The organism is Myroides pelagicus, from assembly GCF_009711055.1.
In the GTDB taxonomy this organism is placed as follows: Bacteria; Bacteroidota; Bacteroidia; order Flavobacteriales; family Flavobacteriaceae; genus Flavobacterium; species Flavobacterium pelagicum.
On sequence record NZ_WMJY01000023.1, the window covers coordinates 14,008 to 32,994 of the forward strand.

An 18,987-nucleotide genomic window follows, 5' to 3' on the forward strand; every position below is an offset into this window, starting at 1 on the left:
GTAAAAAACTAATTTCAAACATGTATTTATCAAATATCAAACTGTGGAATTTTAGAAAATTTGGTACTAATGGAGAATTAGACCTTGCTAACCCTAATCTCAATTTAAATTTCACTAAAGGCTTAAATGTAATCGTAGGAGAAAATGATTCAGGAAAAACTGCTATCATCGATGCAATCAAACTCGTTTTAAAAACTCATAGTTATGAATATCTCCGAGTAGAAGACAAAGATTTTTTTCAAGATTCTACTAGATTCCGTATTCAATTAATTTTTAAAGGACTCACTACTCAGGAAGCTAAAAATTTTACTGAATGGTTAGCATGGGAAGGTTCAGATAACAACATCGAGTGCTACTTGCAACTAAACTATGATGTAAAAAGGAGTAATAACAGAATCTTACCTGCGGATATAAAAGCTGGGGTTGATGATGAAGGATATTTATTAACTTCAGAAGCAAAAGAATATCTAAAAATCACCTATCTCAAACCTCTTAGAGATGCAGAGAATGAATTAATAGCTAAAAAAAATTCTAGACTATCTCAAATTCTTGCAGGGGATCCAACCTTTAAAGGAAGAGAAAATGACCATGAACTTGTAACGATTTTTAATAGATTAAGTACTGATTTAGAGAATTATTTCAAAGGAGAATTTGTAACACATCATGATGATGAACAAGGTGTCCCACAGGAATATGCCCCTCAAGAAGGAAGAGCTATAAAAGACAAAATTGATGGATATATCAAAGATTTTTATGATGAAAGACATCAAACATTATTTAATTCAACCACAAATAACATAAAAGGTATACTAGAAAAACTATCCCTTTATTTAGAAAATCAAACAAACCCTGGACTCGGTACATTAAATAGGTTGTTTATGGCGGCAGAATTACTTCATTTAAACAAAAGTAATTGGACTGGTTTACGACTTGGCTTGATTGAAGAATTGGAAGCTCATTTACATCCTCAAGCACAAATGCAAGTAATTGAAGCATTTCAAAAACAAAAAGACATTCAACTTATCCTTAGTACACATAGTCCAAATTTAGCTTCAAAACTGTCTCTTGAAAACCTTATTGTTTGTAATAATGGGAACGCTTTTCCTATGGGACAAGGTCTTACAAAACTTAATCCTGTTAATTATAAATTCTTAGAAAAGTTTTTAGATACAACTAAAGCTAATTTATTCTTTGCCAAAGGAGTCATATTTGTTGAAGGGTGGGCAGAAGAAATTTTATTACCTAGTCTTGCTAAGTTAATAGGCTACGATTTGACTAAACATGGAGTATCTGTAGTTAATGTTGGCAATATTGGTTTTGAACATTATTCCAAAATTTTTATACGAAACAATGAACCATACATGACTATACCAATTTCAGTAATAACTGATTCTGACATTAGAGAATATGTCAAAAATGGAGAAGAACTAGAACTACGTGAACAAAATACAGTATCTAGAGAAACTATTGCTAAAATAGAAGAAATAAGTCGTAAAAATGATCAATCAGTAGAATACTTTATTGCCCCAACATGGACTTTGGAATATGCTTTATTTAAATCGACTTCCTTAAGTGATTTATTTCAAAGTATTGTTCAAACTATTCATTCAAATACACCTTGGGATAACGACTTTCAAAAAGAATTAGCTCAAAAACTAATCAATCGAGGGTTGAACAAAACAGAAATTGCCTATCAAATGGCTGATGCAATCGATCAGGATTTGCTATTGGAAGAAGATATAAGAACTATTCAAATAGATATAAATAACGAAGAGGATACTATTAATTATTTAATTCAAGCCATTAAATATGCAACAGGTAATAGAAATAACTGATCAAGATATTCAATATGCAGAAAGCATACTTCTTCCTGAAGGTAAAACTTTTGATCAAGAAAGAAGAGCATTTATTTGCAATTTAAACACCTTGGATTTACAAGCGGTTCCTGGAAGTGGCAAGACAACTGTTCTTTTAGCCAAGCTTCTTATATTAGAGGCTAAGCTCCCTTTTTCAGATGGTTCTGGTATATTAGTTTTATCCCACACTAATGCAGCTGTAGATGAAATTAAAGAGCGCATACAAAAGTACTGTCCTAAACTTTTTTCATATCCTAATTTCATTGGTACTATACAAGGATTTGTGGATGAATTCTTAGCTATTCCTCTTTACACTCAAAAATTCAAAAAAAAGCCAATAAGAATTGACAATGAAATATATGAAGAAAAAATAGATGAAATATTTGGTTTAAATCTTCCTGGTTTTCGTGTTCAAGAGCAAAAAAATGCTCGTTACTTTTTAATTGGAAATAACTTTAAATATACCTTTAGATTTGATTACGTTAATAATGAAACAAAACTTATAAAAGGTATTAATGATATAGAACTGCCTATTACAAAACCCAAGAGAGGAAAAAATTGGCAAGATTTTACTGATAAAGAAAAGACAAGAATTAAAGAGTGGCTAAAACGCTTCAAATATAATGTTATGCAACATGAAGGAGTACTTCATTTTGATGATGCTTACTTCCTGGCAAAAATATATCTTATTAAATATCCAATTATTAAAACAATCTTGCAGCAAAGGTTTCAACTAGTTTTCGTTGATGAAATGCAAGACATGGATATACATCAATACAATATATTGGAAGAAATTTTTTTCATTGATAGTACTTCTATCTATCAACGTATTGGTGATAGAAATCAGGCTATTTATAATCCAGTAAAAACTATAGATATTTGGCAAGATAGAGCTTTAGTGTTACCTCTTAATGGTAGTCAAAGATTAAGCGCTCCTATTGCAAATCTTGTTAAAAAGTTTGCAATTGATACTAATGGAGGGAATTTTGATATTATTGGGTTGAATGACTGTGAAATAAAGCCACATATATTGGTGTTTAATAATGATACTATTTCTAATATATTACCTACCTTCACTAGTATTATCCGCGAAAATGATTTGCAGAATAAGGGAAAATTAAAAGCAATATGTTGGAATACTGATTGGAAAGAAGATCAAAGGAATCGCAATGATCCTAACAAGCTACGATTAGAAGATTATTATCCTTCTTTCAAAAAAGAAGAAGCAAAACCTAGACAAGATTACAATTGCTTAAAAAGTTATTTGATTTATTTTAATCGAGATAAAAAAACACTTGCCCCAATAAGAAAAAATATTTTAAATGCCTTATTAAGAATACTCAGATTAGAACGAATTAAAGATGTAAATAATACTTCTTACAGCATTCAACGGTTAATAAATTATCTTAAATTTTTTAAACCTAATGAATATGAAATTTTAAACCACAATTTATATAATTGGTCATTACAAATAGTTAAAGGAGAAGTTGAAGATGTTTACGAAAACATTAAAAATTATATTCCTGATTTCCTATTACTTTTTAAAAACGATGGTATTATAACTATGAGTGGACAATTTATAGATAGTGATCCAGAAAATATCATTGAGGTAAATCAAAATGAACTTATATCCAACTGTTATGTTGAAGGAGACGTAAAGATTGATATAGCTAGTGTACATTCTGTTAAAGGACAAACTCATGTAGCTACATTATATTTAGAATCTTCTTTTCAAGGCAGTTATGAATCTGAAAGGCTTTCGCCTCAGTTTCTAGGAAGTAACTTTAATGATAGAAGAGTTCATCATAAAAGCTCAACGAAAATGGCCTACGTTGGTCTATCTCGCCCAACAGATCTTTTATGTATTGCTATTCATCAAACTAGATTTGATCAATTAACTGAAAATCTTGATCAAAATATGTGGGAAATAAGATATGTGGAATAGTTTTTAATATTGGGGATTAAATATAATCCCCAATATTAAATCCATCACTACCTACTTCCTCTTTCTTTGGTGTTTTTACACTTAATGATTGATCTAGTAGTTTCGCTATTGTCCTTGCTGAATCAGGCATCGCCTGTTGGAGTAATTCAAGTAACTCAGATCCTTCTATTTTTGTTATTGTTTTTATTACATCCTCATTAATTAACTCTTGTTCAATAGAGTTAACAAAACTATTAAGCTCATCCATACTGACTCGCTCAGTAAACTCGTGATCTAAAGGTTCTAAATTCTTGCTTAGTTCTTTTTCTTCCTCTTCTAAATCAAGTTCACCATCTGTTTGACTCGTTAGAAACAGCTTTAATATAACTGGTTTACTTTCTCCTATAATGCTGATAGGAACATCTTGTTTAAAAGGTAGTTCTTCTGTTTTAGATTGGTTCTCTTGTTTACTGGTTTTATTTTTATCTAATAACAGAAGAGCAATTACAAGAACCAGACTGATTATGATAACTATTTCCATCAGTTAGAGAATTGGTTTAAAATGTTCTTGGAAATAAGCCTTGATATCATCTGCGTGATCTTTAAGATGCTGTTCTAAGATATTGTCAATATAAGCATATAGCGTTGTTTTATTTTCTTTAGATAATTGAACAAGGCGAATAAGTACTTCATGATGTTCAGGGCGGATGTACACCACCTTTCCTTTACTATTTGCAGGTAATCGATTAGTTAAAAACTGATCCTCATACTTTTTAATATCGTTTTTTTCTTCTGTTTTTTTGAATATATTTTTCATATTTCTTAATATTAAATTGGTTTATATTTTTCATTATAACTCTTAGTAATTTGCTCAGCAAACTCATCAAAGTGATTGTCTAACAAATTATCTAAATAGGCATAAATCGTTATTTTGTCCTCACCTATTATGTGAATGATACGAGTTAGTTTTTCATGAAATTCAGGTCTTATATACACTGTCTTACCATCTCTGGCATTGGTGTCTGATTTTTTGAAAAAGATACTCTCGTAATCTGTTTCAACAGATTGCCTTGTTTGTTTCTTTTGTTTTGAAACAGAGTTCTTCTTTAAAGGAGTGTCTTCTGTCTTTCTCTGTTCTTCTACTATTTCAATCTCTAACTGAGATGGTTCTTTGATTCCTTCTTTTCTAACTCCATCCACCATTAGACTCATCATTAGTTCTTCATCAATATGCGGTTGTTTTTTATTTTCTTTTTCCATGGTTTATAATTGAATAATTGTTAAAAATTCTTCTATAAAAAGATCTAAACCACTTGCTTTACTAAGACGTTTATCTGGTGGTAGTAACGTAGAGCGGAAAACAAACTTGCTTGTAGCTTCACTCTCCTTACGAAATCTTGTACTACTTTTAATCTGAGATTGCATCAAACTAAAATCTAATTCCTCAATGGCTTGATTATAGACATCATACAAAGGAGTACTCTCCCTCCCATCTACTTGGTTCCAAAACAGATTAATACTTTGTATTGCTGTCTCTGATTTTTTCATAACAACATCTCTCAGAAGCTGTGTAAAAACAAGCGTGCTTTCCATCACTACTCTATCGGCTGTGATAGGTGTAAAAATATAGTGCATGCCCGATAATGCATTTAAGATTCCAGCGGTATTAACCGTTCCTGGTAAATCAAAGAAAACTACATCAACTGGTATATTTGACTCACTTATAAACTGTTTAGCTGCGTTCAGTACATTATCTGCTTTCTCTTGCAATATTGGGTAGGCTTTTTTATTAATCGTTGTAAACTGCTTATAGGCGAGTTTTTTCAATACCACGTTTTCCATCACGATGGATAAATCTCGCTCTTTCATTTTCACAAGACTGTGCTGTGGGAAATCTGCATCAAAGACAACTACGTTGTAATTCATTTGATAATGTAAAATACTTGCCACTAACGTGGTAAATGTACTTTTTCCTACTCCTCCTTTTTGAGAAGAGAATGCTACAAAAATTGGTTCCTTTTTTGTTTTCATAATTGTATGTATTTAGCTATTTGCTTAAGTAAATAGATACGTTAGTCTATTAGTAAATTTGTAGTCATCTATACTTGTAGTTATTTACTTAGTTAAGTAGTGAACTATGTGTCTAAATAGATAGTTAGTTAAATGTTTAATTACCTGTTTAGCTATATACTTTTCTATGCAATACTTCACATAAATAGTTGAATAGCTACGCTTGTACTTAGCATAATAGATACTTAAATAACTACTTGTTACTCTAATTATATACTAATGTGCGTAATGACCTCATTACTTACTTTTTTAGATACATCAGTACTTTGTAACTGATCTATCTACCTATGCAAATATGATTATACATACAAAGAAACTTCATAAACCAGCTGAATCTGATTTATGGCATTTTGTGGTAATATTTGGCATTTTAGTGTCAAATAGTGGGTGATTTATTAATATGAAATCACTATAGATTTTACTTTGTAAAATTGGTGGATTACGTAATCGAAAGATTACAGCAAGTTATGTTTTGAGGCACCCGAAATTGAGATTCGAGCTTTCAAAACTACTTGCTCTTGCAGAGGGCTGGAAAACTACTCCGAAGTCGCTAGTTTTTGTTGAAATCATAGATAGACTCAAAATATTGAGCGGTTTACGGATTTCCGTAATAGAATTAGATAAAGTTTTAATATGTTTGAAAAGAAAATATTGGTTAATTGTTTTGTCATCCATAATATGTTCGTTTAGTAAATATTTAGTTTACAAAAACTAATTATATTAGTAACAGATTTAACAAAATACCCATATAGATGCTATTTAACAAAATTACATTGTACTTGTTTCGTAAAAAACAATGTTAGCTAATATTATTACCAACCAAACTTCATATGAAAAATGAATTAAAAAATATAATTTCTGAACTTGAAGGAAATTTGGATTTCGTCAAAAAATCAAATGAGATACAAATCGGTCTAAAAGAAATTTCAAGAAAATTAGATTCAAATGAAATTCTTGAAAACGATCAGAAAATTCTTGAAATAACTTTTCTAATTACAAGAGTTTGTTTAGAATTAAGTTACATAAAAAAGAATTTAATAGGCTCTGAAACGAAAAATGAGGAGAAATACTTTATCAAATTAGCTTATTTGAATATATATGAAGCTGTTAATTCATATAATAAAAAGATAACAATTATTAAAGAGTTTATTCCTAATGAATATTACGATAAGCAATTGAAAGAACTTAATAAAATTTTAACAAAATTTAAAATTGAATATGAATTTGAAAAAAAAATAAAGTCTGTTCGAAATAAAATAATTGCACATTTCGAGAGTGATATAAATGAATATTTTAGAGTTATAGAACAGCTCGATAGAAATAATTGTATTCAGATGATTAATACTTTTTCTTTGTTCTATATTTTCATTCTTAATTATATAACTGATTTATATCGAATAACAGTAAAGCCTTTACCTAAAGATTTTGACTTTGAAACGTTTTATAAAGATGCAATTAAAAGGTTAGAAACAGAGATTCAAAAAATAAAGAACATCAACTTACAAGGGTTTGACACAATGGCAGATTAAGACTAAAAATGAATTTTCTTTTTTTTGTTTACTTTGTCGTTTATAATTGAAACTTTTCGCTTCAATTTCCACCACTGACGCCAATCATCGAAACTTTAGCTTCAATCAATCAATCAATCAATCAATCAATCAATCAATCAATCAATCAATCAATGGGTTCAATAGTATGGAATCTTGAAAATTGTGTAAATACAATTTTAGATATTATTGTAATTAAAACTGGCATCGTTATTTCAGAAGATTATTTAATTGAAATTCTAAATCATGACTTTCCAAATTCTTATTTTGAAAATTATTCAATTAGAAAAAATAATGCAGTAAGAATTCGTTCAGAAAAATTCGATGAAATTTGTTGGAGTGTCAGAAAAAGACTTGGAGAATTAGAAAAAAACTCACCTCTCTTTATTCAAAATATTGATAAAATTTTAGTTTGGGAGGAACAAGGAATTTGTTATTCTTCTTTATGTAGAAAGATTCTTCAAATGATGAGTGATATTTATAATCCAAATAATCCTCAATTTATTGATCCAAAACCTATAATTGATCAATTAGTTTCTGAGAATGAATATCCTATTGAAGTCATCGTTGAAGCTTTCAAAGACATTCTACATAATCAAACAATGTCAAATACAATCAAACCCGTTGAAGAAATTCTTTGGGATGGAGGTATATCTTTGTCTGATTTATTTGAAAAAGAACATATACCACTTAAAGAAGATGAATTTATCGATCAGAAATTTATTAATTATTTACAAGCAAATCCAGAAAAGCTGCAATATATGCATTGGAGAAACTTTGAACGATTAACTGCAGAGTATTTTAATAGACAAGATTTTGAAATAGAACTTGGCCCAGGATCAAATGATGGTGGTATTGATATAAGAGTATACAATACAACTAATAAAGAAAAACCATATATAATAATTCAATGTAAACGACATAAGGAATCTCACGAAGTAAAAATTGAAACAGTAAAAGCATTTTATGCTGATTTATTATTTGAAGATGCAGAAAAAGGACTTATCGCTACTACTTCGAAGATTGCAACTGGTGGAAAAAAAGCTATCTCAATCCGTAAATACCCATTAAATTATGCTGAAAATAAAGAGATTACAGATTGGGTTAACAAAATGTCGAAAAGATAAAGAACTACCATCATATTGGCGAAATGGCTGTTTAAGAAAAAATTAAAAGTTTCTCCTTTTTTATTCGCAACAGCCTTTTATATTTTCTTTTTTTATAAATTTAGAAAATATAAAAAGTTGTTGTGTTTAGCTTAGTGCAAAATTGAAAGTTTTGAATTTCTAATCCACTACTATCACCAATATGCACACCGTTAGTTGCAACTTTAAAATACGACCATGAGAATAAATAGATTATCATCATCACATGTAGGAAACCAACCTGTAAGGGTCTTGCAACACAATGTGACTCTTCAATTTGAAACGACCAATCCAACTTTTGTTGAGTTATCTAAAACTTTAATTAAGAACAAAGGTCTTAAAAGTGGAATAGGATATTATATTAATGATAAAGCAATTCATGAAATGGTTGACGGTCATTATCAAACTCCATTTGTTGACGAACATGGAAAAATACACGTTCACGAAACGTTCCTTTCATACGTTTGGTGTGTGTGTTATTCAATGCTTGTATTATATGACGAAGCAATAGCAAAAGTTAGCCAAAATCTGGTATCCGAAACAATGCTTCATAAAATTGATACCAAGAAAATAGACAAAGCTCAAGAACTTTTTGATTATGCAAAATCATTAATTGTATATTACTCTGTGTGGGACAAAACCAATTTACCCAATCCAGAGGAGTATGCTGCAGACGACACCTTTTTTATAGAAAGAGCTAATGGATTGTTTATCTACGCAATGAATTTTATCCTGTGTCATGAATTTGCTCATATTGAATTTGACCACATAGAAAAAATAAAACAAGGTCGAAATACTGTTAGTGATATTCTAGAATTTGAAAAAGAAGCTGACCTAAGGTCAATGGAACTTGTTTTAAGTGGCGTAACAAATAATACTAAATTATCAGCAGAAATTGGAGTGCTTATGGGACTTTGCAGTATGTTGTTTTTCAAACAAAAATCAGAAACAACAACACATCCAGCAACTGATGACAGAATTCACAAACTAATTGAAAAGGTTAATGCTTCAAATGCTGATCCTCATTGGGGAATTGCAGTCCTTGCATTTAAACTTTGGGACAATCAATTCATAAAAAATTTTAATTGGCCAAAAAAAGTTCAAGACTTAAAAGAACTGTATGACTTGATAAGACAAGAAATTCAAAGTGAAAAAAGCAGCAGTTAACAAAGGCTTTGTGCAATAGCGACTTAAGAATAAAATCGAAGTTTGGACTTTTGCTTACTGTGTCGCTAAATTGAAACCTTTCTCTTCAATTCTACCACTTCACAAAGCCTACATGCGTTGTTATATAAGATATTTATAATCAAACTAAAATGAAAGATAATGTAACTGAACTTTTAAACATTGAATATCTAATTAGGTGCACTGTTTCACAAAGATCTTTTTTTTCTTCTTTTTATCCTTTGCTCAAAACTCAATTCTTCATAATCTATCTCTTGGTTATTGTTTAAAAGATTAAACAATGATACAAATTCATTATTATTAAAATTGGTAGTTTCAGAATATAAGTGCTCAAACATTGGATGTAACTCATCTGATTCATAAGTATTAATCTTTTGAGAAAGTATTAATATTGAATTAGTTTGATCTTCTGTTCTACTCCATTTTTTATTTAGTGTATTAGCTGATAACTCTTTACCTAAATCAGAACCTTTATAGACACTTTTTGAGTTGTGATCGATAAAAGTTACGCCATAGAAACGATTGTCCTTGTTCTGAAAGATAATAACGTTTATTCCATTATTTAAAAGTTCTTCTTTAAATTCTTCTAATGAGTTTGAAGTGTTTAAAGCTATTTCAATAGTTTGTTTTAAAGTAGCTTTATTGAGTAGGAATTTTAGTTTCTCTTTTGAAGCTTTAAAATGTTTTTCTAATTCGTGATAGCTTGCCCTTTTTCCAAATAAGGAAGCCTTAAAAGGATTACTTATCTTCTCCCCTTTTTCATTTATTGTAAAATATACTAAACCTTGTTTTGTTTGTCCGTTGTAAGATGCTTCTACCCTTTCAGCTCTTATATTAAATAGTGATAATAAAGCATTATAACTTGTTAGACTATCATAGTTATAATATGTGGGAAGATATCTTATTACTGAAGCTATTTGAGCTTTTAGATTGTTTTTAGTATAATCAACTGGTATAAATTGAATTTGTTTTGATTCCTCTTTTGTTTGACTTATAGAAGAAATTAGATTAAACTGCTTTTCAATTTCACGACAAGCTTTCATTGATTTTAAATGATCATATTTATCATCAATTTTCTTCCCTTCTAAATCTGTGCAAACAGTAACAATGTGAATGTGCTCTCTTTCTATATCACTGTGCTTATATACAATATAAGGCTGCTCTGTATAGCCCATCGCATTCATATACTGTTGAGCAATTTCATTTAAAGTATCATCAGATAATTTATCATTGGGATTAGGATTCAATGAAATATGCCGTACAACTTTTTCAGTCTTGTTATTTAGAAGCAAATAAGGCTCAAAGTGTTTGTAAACTTGAGCGATATAATTTGAAGTCTTAGTTGATTCAGGCAAGTTGCTTGTAAACAAAATGGAGCCTTGTCCTTTCTCAACTTTTAATTGATTGTAGGACAAAGCTCCAATAAGATTACTTCCTTTGCCAATCTTAGCTATCATAACTTATGAATTAGTATTAAGGTACTTATCTTCAAATTCCTTCGATAACTTGATAATGTAATAGCAAAGCTTAGATAAGTCCTTGGTATATTCTTCAAGTATTGAGATAGAACGTTTCGCTTTATCTTCAGAGAAGTATTGGTTACAAAGTTTTACAATTTGGTTGTAGTTCACTCCTACTGCCCTAAATTGATTAAACAGCTTAGTAAGTGTAGCATGATATTGCAATGCTGCTACATCTACTTTGACTGTTTTAACTTGTCTATCTAAAAGCATAGAAACAAGAAAGCTTGCTTTGTTTGTTATCCCTGATGATGCAAACAAAGCAAGCAATCGTTGGTTTTCAGATTCAGTGAGTCTAAAAACATGTCTGTATTTCTTAGGATCGGATTTTATTTTTCTTCCTCCTTTGTTTTTATTGATAGTTTGCATAGTATCTTATCTTGATTCTTGTCAAAATAAGAAACTCTTAAACAAACCTCTTTAAAATGACCTTGAAAGGTTTAATTTGGAAGTTATGTAATCCCCAAAAATATCAGGATATACTTTTACAAGAATATTATAATATGTTGTATCTGTTTCTTCGTCAACTAAACTATTAAGCTTATTTACTATTGTTCTCTTTTTATCTACTTTTTCTAATGCAGCACCTAATTCTGTTTTATTTAATACATATGAAAAATAATGATGAAGGCTCTTGTTTTGATTTAATACTAGTATCAAATACTGAACCCAGTTATTAAGATTCTTTCCAATTATTTGCATTCTTTTTGAAGATTCAACGAATAAAAGAAAACTAAGTATATTTCGTACTTTATCTAACTCCTCTAATTTACTAAAATTAGAATAATACATCCATTCATAATACTTTGAATCCCAAAATTTTCCCCCTTTTAAAATCAATAAATCTTTATCTTGTTCAGTAGGTTGGTAACCACGATAGAAAATAGATTTTTCAACCTTATAAAGCCTTTTTAATAAATACTCATTATTATAGATGTAATCCATTATTCCCTTTCCTAAGTTATCTTTTAGGTTTATATCAAAATCAAAATTTGTCGTTATAAGTAAAAACTCAACTATATTCATTGAGCTTTCTCTTTCTTCTTTACCGAATTGATATTGTTTTATATAGAATAAAAACATAGGTATTCCATCTATTGTTTTATTCAAGTCTACAGCAGACTTTAGTACATCAATCTCAAGATAACTAAAATTATCTACCTCTTTTTTTAGAGCATAAAAATTCCAACCTTTGATTTTATATGTTTTTATTTTACCTAATAATTTCTGAATTCTTTGTACTGCTGCTTCTTTTTTTAATTTTCTATCTTTCTCATGCTTTTGGCTTTCTATGTTTTGTTTAATTACCACAAGCTCTTTCTGCTTTTTATTAAAATCAAGATTAAAAGAAAAATAGAAACAGTAATATTCAGTACTATTAAAAATTAAATCACTTAATGAAATATCTTTTGTTATCCATTTACTATGCACATCTTCATTATTATAAATAAATGACTGTTTATAATTACATGTAAAAACAAGTTTATTGTCTTCATGATCTGCAATACTAAATAGATTGTGATCACTCCATACAAACTTAATATCTCGCACATAGTTATCTAAATTAGTAGGTAGACTTTTTAAGTCTGTTATCCATATTAGATAGATTCCATTATTCTTATAAAAATTATATCTATGTCTAATATAGTGTAGGGGTAATTTTGATAATTGAATTTCAAAAACAAGTTTCAATCCTTTATATTCACAGTATACATCTGGTCTTCTCTTTCCTCCACTTCCAAAAATAAACTTTGAATCAATATCAATAGAATTAATATCTACACCAGGTTCTTTCATTAATAAGTTACCTAACTTATTCTTTAATTCTTTATGCCTTGGACTTTCTTTACAAATTGCAGAGATTTTATAGGCTTCTAATAAATTGTTGTCTGGATTTAATAGTTCAGAATCACATAACACACAATATGTTGCTTGAGGTAGATGTCTAAAGTAAACTTTGTCTTTACTACTGTTTGCGCAAACTAGATTTTGCCCACATTCTACACATGTAAATCTAATAATATTAGAATTATATTGATTTCTTATTTCAAAACCATCCTTCTGAGACTTAATAGTTTCATTTAAATCTATTATTCTCTTTTCTTCATTATCATAAACATAGTCAATACTTCTCTCCTGTTTACTCATCCTTATGCATCCTATTGATATTATACATTAGCAATTTAATTAAAATAAAACTATCAATCTAATGTAGCCAAACAAAACCACTGCATTCCACTACAAGGTACTTTCTTTAATACAATTTTACTTTAAATCGTTAATCTTAATTACATTTATTATGCAATCAGAAGACGATTTAAAAGCTCTTGCTAAAATCCTAGCGTTTATGCGAGCAGTAAGCATTATAATAATGCTTATGCATTTATACTGGTACTGTTATTCTTTCTTTTTAAACCTTGGAATAACACACGCTGTTGTAGATAGAATACTAATTAACTTCAATCAAACAGCGGGACTGTTTTCTCATTTACTTTATACTAAACTCTTTTGTCTGGTTTTACTCTCTTTAAGCCTGTGGGGAGGCAAAGGCGTAAAACATGAAAAGATAACAGTCTCTAAAATCTTAGGTGTTTTTACAGTTGGTTTTAGTCTGTTTTTTTTCAATTTCTTTTTACTTGATTTTGGATATTCTTGGAGTACTATACTGTATATGGCAAGTACCTTTTTAGGTTATATCTTACTTTTGGTATCCGGTGCTTGGATTAGTAGGCTCTTAAACGACAACCTTATGCAAGACGTGTTCAACTTCGAGAACGAAAGTTTTATGCAAGAGACTCGCCTTATTGAAAATGAATATTCTGTTAACCTTCCCTCAAGGTTCTATTACAAAGGGAGATGGAACAATGCTTGGATAAACATTGTTAATCCTTTTAGAGCAACAATTGTTCTTGGTACTCCTGGTTCTGGTAAATCCTATGCTGTGGTGAATAACTTTATTAAACAACAAATTGAAAAGGGATTTTCCATGTATATCTATGATTTTAAGTTTGATGATCTTTCAACCATCGCTTATAATCATTTGCTTTTACACAAAAACAAATACGCTATTGCTCCAAAGTTCTACGTAATAAACTTTGATGACCCAAGTCGCAGTCATCGTTGTAATCCAATTAATCCATCATTTATGACAGATATATCAGATGCCTATGAATCAGCCTATACTATCATGCTTAACCTTAACCGCTCGTGGATACAAAAACAAGGTGACTTTTTTGTAGAATCTCCAATCATACTCTTAGCAGCTATTATTTGGTTTTTGAAGATTTATCAAAATGGAAAGTATTGTACATTTCCTCATGCTATTGAATTACTTAATAAAAAATATTCTGATGTATTTACAATTCTTACCTCCTACTCTGATTTAGAGAACTACCTCTCTCCTTTTATGGACGCTTGGGAAGGAGGAGCACAAGACCAATTACAAGGCCAAATAGCTTCTGCTAAAATACCACTGTCTCGTATGATATCTCCATCACTATACTGGGTGATGACAGGAGATGATTTTACTCTGGATATTAATAACCCAAAAGAACCTAAAATACTATGTGTAGGTAACAACCCAGATCGTCAAAACATTTACTCTGCGGCTCTTGGGCTTTATAACTCACGTATTGTAAAACTAATCAATAAAAAAGGACAACTTAAAAGTTCCGTTATTATTGATGAATTACCTACGATCTACTTTAGAGGACTTGATAATCTTATTGCCACAGCTCGTAGTAATAAAGTAGCGGTGTGTTTAGGGCTTCAGGACTTCTCACAGCTTAATAGAGACTATGGAGACAAAGAAAGTAAGGTAATTCAAAACACAGTTGGTAATATCTTCTCTGGTCAAGTCGTTGGAGATACAGCTAAAGCCTTATCAGAACGCTTTGGTAAAATCCTTCAAAAACGTCAAAGTATATCCATTAATAGAAACGACCGTTCTACCTCCTTCTCTACCCAGCTTGATACCCTCATCCCTGCTTCCAAAATCTCCACACTCACGCAAGGAATGTTTGTTGGGGCTGTTTCTGATAATTTTGAACAGCGTATAGAGCAAAAGATATTTCACTCAGAGATTGTAGTTGATAATGAAAAGGTGGCTAAAGAAATGAAAGCCTATCAAAAGATACCACAGATAACTTCTTTCTTAGATGCTCATGGTAATAATATTTTAGATGAAACGATTCAAGCGAATTACAGACAAGTTAAACTGGATGTGGAGTCAATAATTGAATCAGAGTTAAAACGCATTGAAAACGATCCTGAATTGGCTCATTTGATTAATAAGAAGAAGTAGTCTTATCTTTTAGTTCTTTAAGCTAGTAGTGTTTTTATTTTTTATCAATTATCTCACTAAGCTAGGTAATATTCCGCGGTTCGCTTTCAAAAAATTCCCCCATAAATGCTTGACCTTGTCTACGCTTTATTGCGTTGCTTTTTGAGCTTGCTTAAGCATTACCTGTAGCTGCTCCATAATTAATTTAAAAATATAATATTATGGAATCTACAGTTTTAAACAACAATTGGTTAGTGGCATCAGAGATAGAACTAATCTACAAATCTAAAGTTAAAGCATCTGAAAGACCAAGAATAGACTCTTCTTACTCTGCTTTTGAAATAGCTTTAAAAGCATGGGATGAAAATAAAATTGAACTTTTAGAACAATTTAAAGTTCTTATGCTTTCGAACAATAATAGAGTACTTGGAGTACTTGAAATATCATCAGGTGGTATTACTGGAACAGTAGTAGATCTTCGATTGATATTTGCAGCTTTACTAAAAGCAAAAGCAACTGCTTTTATCTTAGTACATAATCACCCTTCAGGGAAATTACAACCAAGTGATGCAGATAGGCAAATCACACAAAAGATTAAACAAGCAAGTCAAATACTTGATATTGCTCTTTTAGATCATTTAATAATAACTTCTGAAGGTTATTACTCTTTTGCAGATCAAGGCGTCTTATGACGCTTTTATCTTTTATTATATCTTTATGTCAAACTAAAACAAGAGTAGAGTGAATAGAATAAATTTTATAGAGACAGAGCAATTAATTTTAAGACATTTCACAGATGAAGATGTGAGTGATTTATTTCTAATTTTAGGTGATAAAGAAGTTAATAAGTTTCTACCTATGTTTACATTAGAAAATATCGATGAAGCTAAACTATATCTAAAAGAAAAATATCTTGATAAGTATTCAAAACAACAAGGATTGCACTTAGCTATCTGCTTAAAGAATGACAATATTCCTATTGGATATGTAAATATCAGTGCTGATGATAGTCATGATTTAGGATATGGATTAAGAAAGGATTTCTGGGGAAAAGGAATTTGTACTGAAGCCTGTTTAGCAATCATAGACAAATTAAAACAAACTGATATTCCTTATATTACAGCAACACATGATATAAATAATGGAGGAAGTGGAAAAGTAATGCAAAACATAGGAATGCAATACAAATACACTTACAAAGAACTATGGCAACCTAAAAACATAGAAGTCACCTTTAGAATGTACCAGCTAAACTTTGATAAGCAAAATGATAGGATTTATCAAAAGTATTGGGATTTATACCCTATTCATTATATTGAAAAACTTTGATTTATAATAAAAAGAAACCGTTAGCCAAATTCAGATAACGGTTTCTTTTATTTGTTATTACTTGTTTTTAAACTCAAACCCAGTAGTACAATCTTCTTTTAGAATAAGATAAGTATCGAACTTCTTCCCTGCTTTACTTGTCAATCCCTTTAACAGTTTGGTTTTGCTTTGTTGCATTAGGTCAGTGATATCATCAATGGATAGTTTAACTCCACATACCTCTCTAAATAATACCCAATTACAATCAGTATACAAACATTTCACTACCTTTTCTCTTAATTGAAGTGTATGCTGTTTACACTTGGGGCAAGATAAATGATCTGCGTTGTTATTTTGTTTAATGGCTAACAGTTCGTTAGTAATCTCTGTGGTATAATCCTCTATCTGTCTATGAAAGTCTTCCATATTGGTTTTATTCTCTTCAATATCTTTAAAAGCAGATTCCCATTTAGCTGTTAGAAGTACATCGGATATAAGTTTATCCTTGACTATTTCATATACTTTGAGTCCTTTCTCAGTTGGAACAAGTGACTTGGCTTTTCTTGTAATATAATCCCTTTTTAAAAGCGTTTCAATAATAGAAGCTCTTGTAGCTGCTGTTCCTATCCCAACATCTTTGATAATACTCTGAAGTGCCTTGTCTTCGACTTCTTTAGATGCGTTTTCCATAGCAGAAAGAAGTGTACTTTCTGTATACAATGCTTTTGGTCTTGTTGATTTTTCAAGAGTTTTAACTTCCTTAATTTTTAGGTTATCGCCTTGTTGTAAATCAGGTAAATCTATTACTACCTCATCAGTATTCGATAACTCCTTTCTTATCTCTCTCCATCTAAGTTCTACTATTGAAGAAGACTTAAAACTAAACTCATAATCCAAAACATTTAGAGTTACCTCTGTTTGCATTTTTACACAAGGTTCAAATACACTTTCCCATACTCTTTGAGCAATTAGATGATAAATACTCTCTTCTTTAGCATTAATCGCTGAAGGAAGTCTGTCTGTAGTTAATAGTCCATGATGATCCGTAACCTTTACATCATTTACTATCTTCTTATTAAGCCTTGTCATCTTTAGTTTTAGAAGCAGATTACTATACCTATTATCATCAGAGAGAACCTTTAATAAACTAGGAACCTCAGCCCATAGATCCTCGGGAATGTATTTACTCGAAGTTCTTGGATACGTAATAAACTTCTTTTCATACAAACTTTGAGCAATGCTGAGTGTCTCATCTGCTGAAAATCCAAATAGTTCATTGGCTCTTTTTTGAAGTGAGGTTAAATCAAAAAGAAGTGGGGACTCTTCTCTTATTGTTTTGGTTTCTACTTTTTGTATTTTAACCTCACTTTGTTTTTCAATTAGTTTTAAAGCTTGTTCTGCTTTTTGTTTATCCTTCCATTTATCAGTTGAAAGAGACTTAAATAATATACCTTCTTTTTGATGGACAAGCTCAATTTGATAATAGAGTTTCTTTTTAAAAGACGTGTTCTCTAAATACCGTTTACAAATAAGACTCAGCGTTGGTGTTTGTACTCTACCAAGGGAATACACTGAATCATTCATTGAAACGGTAAGCGCTTGAGAGGCGTTTATACCAACAAGCCAGTCCGCTCTACTTCTACTGTGACCTGCTCTAAAAAGTCCATCAAAAGCGCTTCCTTCTTTAAGATTTTGTAAGCCCTCTTTAATAGCTTTTTCAGTAAGTGAACTTATCCACAACCTTTTAAATGGTTTATCACAGTTTAAATACTGGTAGATATAGCGAAATATAAGCTCTCCTTCCCTACCTGCATCTGTAGCTACAATAATCTCTGAGCACGTTTTAAAGAGTTTATCAATGACTTTAAGCTGTTTTAAAGCTCCTGGATCAGAAGTGTATTTGTTTGCTTTTTTTATCTTTCTTGGAAGCAATAAATAAGACCTTGGTAAAATAGGCAAAGCTTCTCTTTTAAAACCTTGAAATCCATAATCCTCGGGCATAGCCAGTGATACTAAGTGACCAATTGCCCAAGTAACACAATAGCCATTTCCTTCTATAAAGCCATCCTTTTTTGTTTTGGCTCCAACAAGCGTAGCTATCTCCCTAGCTACACTTGGTTTTTCTGCAAGAATTACAATCATAGTCTATA

At 30.4% G+C, this 18,987-nt stretch carries 16 protein-coding genes; 8 read left to right on the forward strand and 8 right to left on the reverse strand.

What is annotated here, in order from left to right:
• Positions 1-20 precede the first annotated feature (20 nt).
• On the forward strand, positions 21-1,835 hold the full coding sequence (locus GJV77_RS10475; protein WP_155036308.1) for an ATP-dependent nuclease: 1,815 nt from the start codon (positions 21-23) through the stop codon (positions 1,833-1,835).
• Positions 1,810-3,801 carry a UvrD-helicase domain-containing protein gene (locus tag GJV77_RS10480; protein WP_155036309.1) on the forward strand — a complete coding sequence of 664 codons (1,992 nt, stop codon included), beginning with the start codon at positions 1,810-1,812 and terminating at the stop codon, positions 3,799-3,801. Before GJV77_RS10475 ends, GJV77_RS10480 begins: the two co-directional genes overlap by 26 nt.
• A gap of 16 nt (positions 3,802-3,817) precedes the next feature.
• Here GJV77_RS10480 and GJV77_RS10485 read toward each other — a convergent pair whose 3' ends face one another.
• Genes GJV77_RS10485 through GJV77_RS10500 form a run of 4 tightly spaced genes read right to left on the reverse strand, consistent with a single transcriptional unit; the run spans position 3,818 to position 5,811 of the window.
• Positions 3,818-4,321: a hypothetical protein gene (locus GJV77_RS10485; protein ID WP_155036310.1), complete on the reverse strand. Its 504-nt coding sequence runs from the start codon at positions 4,319-4,321 to the stop codon at positions 3,818-3,820.
• Positions 4,322-4,324: 3 nt separating this feature from the next.
• A complete protein-coding gene (locus GJV77_RS10490) occupies positions 4,325-4,597 on the reverse strand; it encodes a DUF3408 domain-containing protein (protein WP_155036311.1) in 273 nt (90 codons plus the stop codon).
• An 11-nt stretch (positions 4,598-4,608) separates the two neighbouring features.
• On the reverse strand, positions 4,609-5,040 hold the full coding sequence (locus tag GJV77_RS10495; RefSeq protein WP_155036312.1) for a DUF3408 domain-containing protein: 432 nt from the start codon (positions 5,038-5,040) through the stop codon (positions 4,609-4,611).
• A gap of 3 nt (positions 5,041-5,043) precedes the next feature.
• Entirely contained in the window at positions 5,044-5,811 is a 768-nt protein-coding gene (locus GJV77_RS10500) for a ParA family protein (protein ID WP_155036313.1), read from the reverse strand.
• 869 nt (positions 5,812-6,680) lie between these two features.
• Here GJV77_RS10500 and GJV77_RS10505 point away from each other — a divergent pair.
• The 3 genes from GJV77_RS10505 to GJV77_RS10515 all read left to right on the forward strand — a co-directional run bounded on the left by GJV77_RS10505 (position 6,681) and on the right by GJV77_RS10515 (position 9,709).
• Positions 6,681-7,379: a hypothetical protein gene (locus tag GJV77_RS10505; protein ID WP_155036314.1), complete on the forward strand. Its 699-nt coding sequence runs from the start codon at positions 6,681-6,683 to the stop codon at positions 7,377-7,379.
• Between the two features lie 152 nt (positions 7,380-7,531).
• Positions 7,532-8,524, forward strand: coding sequence for a restriction endonuclease (locus tag GJV77_RS10510; protein ID WP_155036337.1), 993 nt, complete (start codon positions 7,532-7,534; stop codon positions 8,522-8,524).
• A gap of 216 nt (positions 8,525-8,740) precedes the next feature.
• Positions 8,741-9,709: a phage exclusion protein Lit family protein gene (locus tag GJV77_RS10515; protein ID WP_155036315.1), complete on the forward strand. Its 969-nt coding sequence runs from the start codon at positions 8,741-8,743 to the stop codon at positions 9,707-9,709.
• A gap of 206 nt (positions 9,710-9,915) precedes the next feature.
• Here GJV77_RS10515 and mobB read toward each other — a convergent pair whose 3' ends face one another.
• The 3 genes from mobB to GJV77_RS10530 are packed head-to-tail and all read right to left on the reverse strand — an operon-like array spanning position 9,916 to position 13,395.
• Positions 9,916-11,184: a conjugal transfer protein MobB gene (gene mobB, locus GJV77_RS10520; RefSeq protein WP_155036316.1), complete on the reverse strand. Its 1,269-nt coding sequence runs from the start codon at positions 11,182-11,184 to the stop codon at positions 9,916-9,918.
• A gap of 3 nt (positions 11,185-11,187) precedes the next feature.
• Positions 11,188-11,616, reverse strand: a complete 429-nt coding sequence (locus GJV77_RS10525; protein ID WP_155036317.1) for a plasmid mobilization protein — start codon at positions 11,614-11,616, stop codon at positions 11,188-11,190.
• A 51-nt stretch (positions 11,617-11,667) separates the two neighbouring features.
• Positions 11,668-13,395, reverse strand: a complete 1,728-nt coding sequence (locus GJV77_RS10530) for a DUF6035 family protein (protein ID WP_155036318.1) — start codon at positions 13,393-13,395, stop codon at positions 11,668-11,670.
• A gap of 151 nt (positions 13,396-13,546) precedes the next feature.
• Here GJV77_RS10530 and mobC point away from each other — a divergent pair, with 151 nt between their 5' ends.
• From mobC to GJV77_RS10545, 3 genes are all read left to right on the forward strand, one after another.
• Positions 13,547-15,550, forward strand: a complete 2,004-nt coding sequence (mobC, locus tag GJV77_RS10535; RefSeq protein ID WP_155036319.1) for a conjugal transfer protein MobC — start codon at positions 13,547-13,549, stop codon at positions 15,548-15,550.
• A gap of 200 nt (positions 15,551-15,750) precedes the next feature.
• Positions 15,751-16,221, forward strand: coding sequence for a JAB domain-containing protein (locus tag GJV77_RS10540; protein WP_155036320.1), 471 nt, complete (start codon positions 15,751-15,753; stop codon positions 16,219-16,221).
• A 49-nt stretch (positions 16,222-16,270) separates the two neighbouring features.
• Entirely contained in the window at positions 16,271-16,858 is a 588-nt protein-coding gene (locus GJV77_RS10545; RefSeq protein ID WP_205012528.1) for a GNAT family N-acetyltransferase, read from the forward strand.
• A gap of 57 nt (positions 16,859-16,915) precedes the next feature.
• Here the strand turns inward: GJV77_RS10545 and GJV77_RS10550 are convergent, their stop codons facing one another.
• Entirely contained in the window at positions 16,916-18,979 is a 2,064-nt protein-coding gene (locus GJV77_RS10550) for a type IA DNA topoisomerase (RefSeq protein ID WP_155036321.1), read from the reverse strand.
• Positions 18,980-18,987: the final 8 nt, after the last annotated feature.

What these genes read in the sequence shown, in the direction of transcription:
- GJV77_RS10505 (WP_155036314.1), top strand. Translation starts at nt 6,681, where the DNA reads ATGAAAAATGAATTAAAAAATATAATTTCTGAACTTGAAGGAAATTTG.
- GJV77_RS10490 (WP_155036311.1), bottom strand. Translation starts at nt 4,597, where the DNA reads ATGAAAAATATATTCAAAAAAACAGAAGAAAAAAACGATATTAAAAAG.
- GJV77_RS10480 (WP_155036309.1), top strand. Translation starts at nt 1,810, where the DNA reads ATGCAACAGGTAATAGAAATAACTGATCAAGATATTCAATATGCAGAA.
- mobB (WP_155036316.1), bottom strand. Translation starts at nt 11,184, where the DNA reads ATGATAGCTAAGATTGGCAAAGGAAGTAATCTTATTGGAGCTTTGTCC.
- GJV77_RS10510 (WP_155036337.1), top strand. Translation starts at nt 7,532, where the DNA reads ATGGGTTCAATAGTATGGAATCTTGAAAATTGTGTAAATACAATTTTA.
- GJV77_RS10540 (WP_155036320.1), top strand. Translation starts at nt 15,751, where the DNA reads ATGGAATCTACAGTTTTAAACAACAATTGGTTAGTGGCATCAGAGATA.
- GJV77_RS10485 (WP_155036310.1), bottom strand. Translation starts at nt 4,321, where the DNA reads ATGGAAATAGTTATCATAATCAGTCTGGTTCTTGTAATTGCTCTTCTG.
- GJV77_RS10495 (WP_155036312.1), bottom strand. Translation starts at nt 5,040, where the DNA reads ATGGAAAAAGAAAATAAAAAACAACCGCATATTGATGAAGAACTAATG.
- mobC (WP_155036319.1), top strand. Translation starts at nt 13,547, where the DNA reads ATGCAATCAGAAGACGATTTAAAAGCTCTTGCTAAAATCCTAGCGTTT.
- GJV77_RS10515 (WP_155036315.1), top strand. Translation starts at nt 8,741, where the DNA reads ATGAGAATAAATAGATTATCATCATCACATGTAGGAAACCAACCTGTA.
- GJV77_RS10550 (WP_155036321.1), bottom strand. Translation starts at nt 18,979, where the DNA reads ATGATTGTAATTCTTGCAGAAAAACCAAGTGTAGCTAGGGAGATAGCT.
- GJV77_RS10530 (WP_155036318.1), bottom strand. Translation starts at nt 13,395, where the DNA reads ATGAGTAAACAGGAGAGAAGTATTGACTATGTTTATGATAATGAAGAA.
- GJV77_RS10525 (WP_155036317.1), bottom strand. Translation starts at nt 11,616, where the DNA reads ATGCAAACTATCAATAAAAACAAAGGAGGAAGAAAAATAAAATCCGAT.
- GJV77_RS10475 (WP_155036308.1), top strand. Translation starts at nt 21, where the DNA reads ATGTATTTATCAAATATCAAACTGTGGAATTTTAGAAAATTTGGTACT.
- GJV77_RS10500 (WP_155036313.1), bottom strand. Translation starts at nt 5,811, where the DNA reads ATGAAAACAAAAAAGGAACCAATTTTTGTAGCATTCTCTTCTCAAAAA.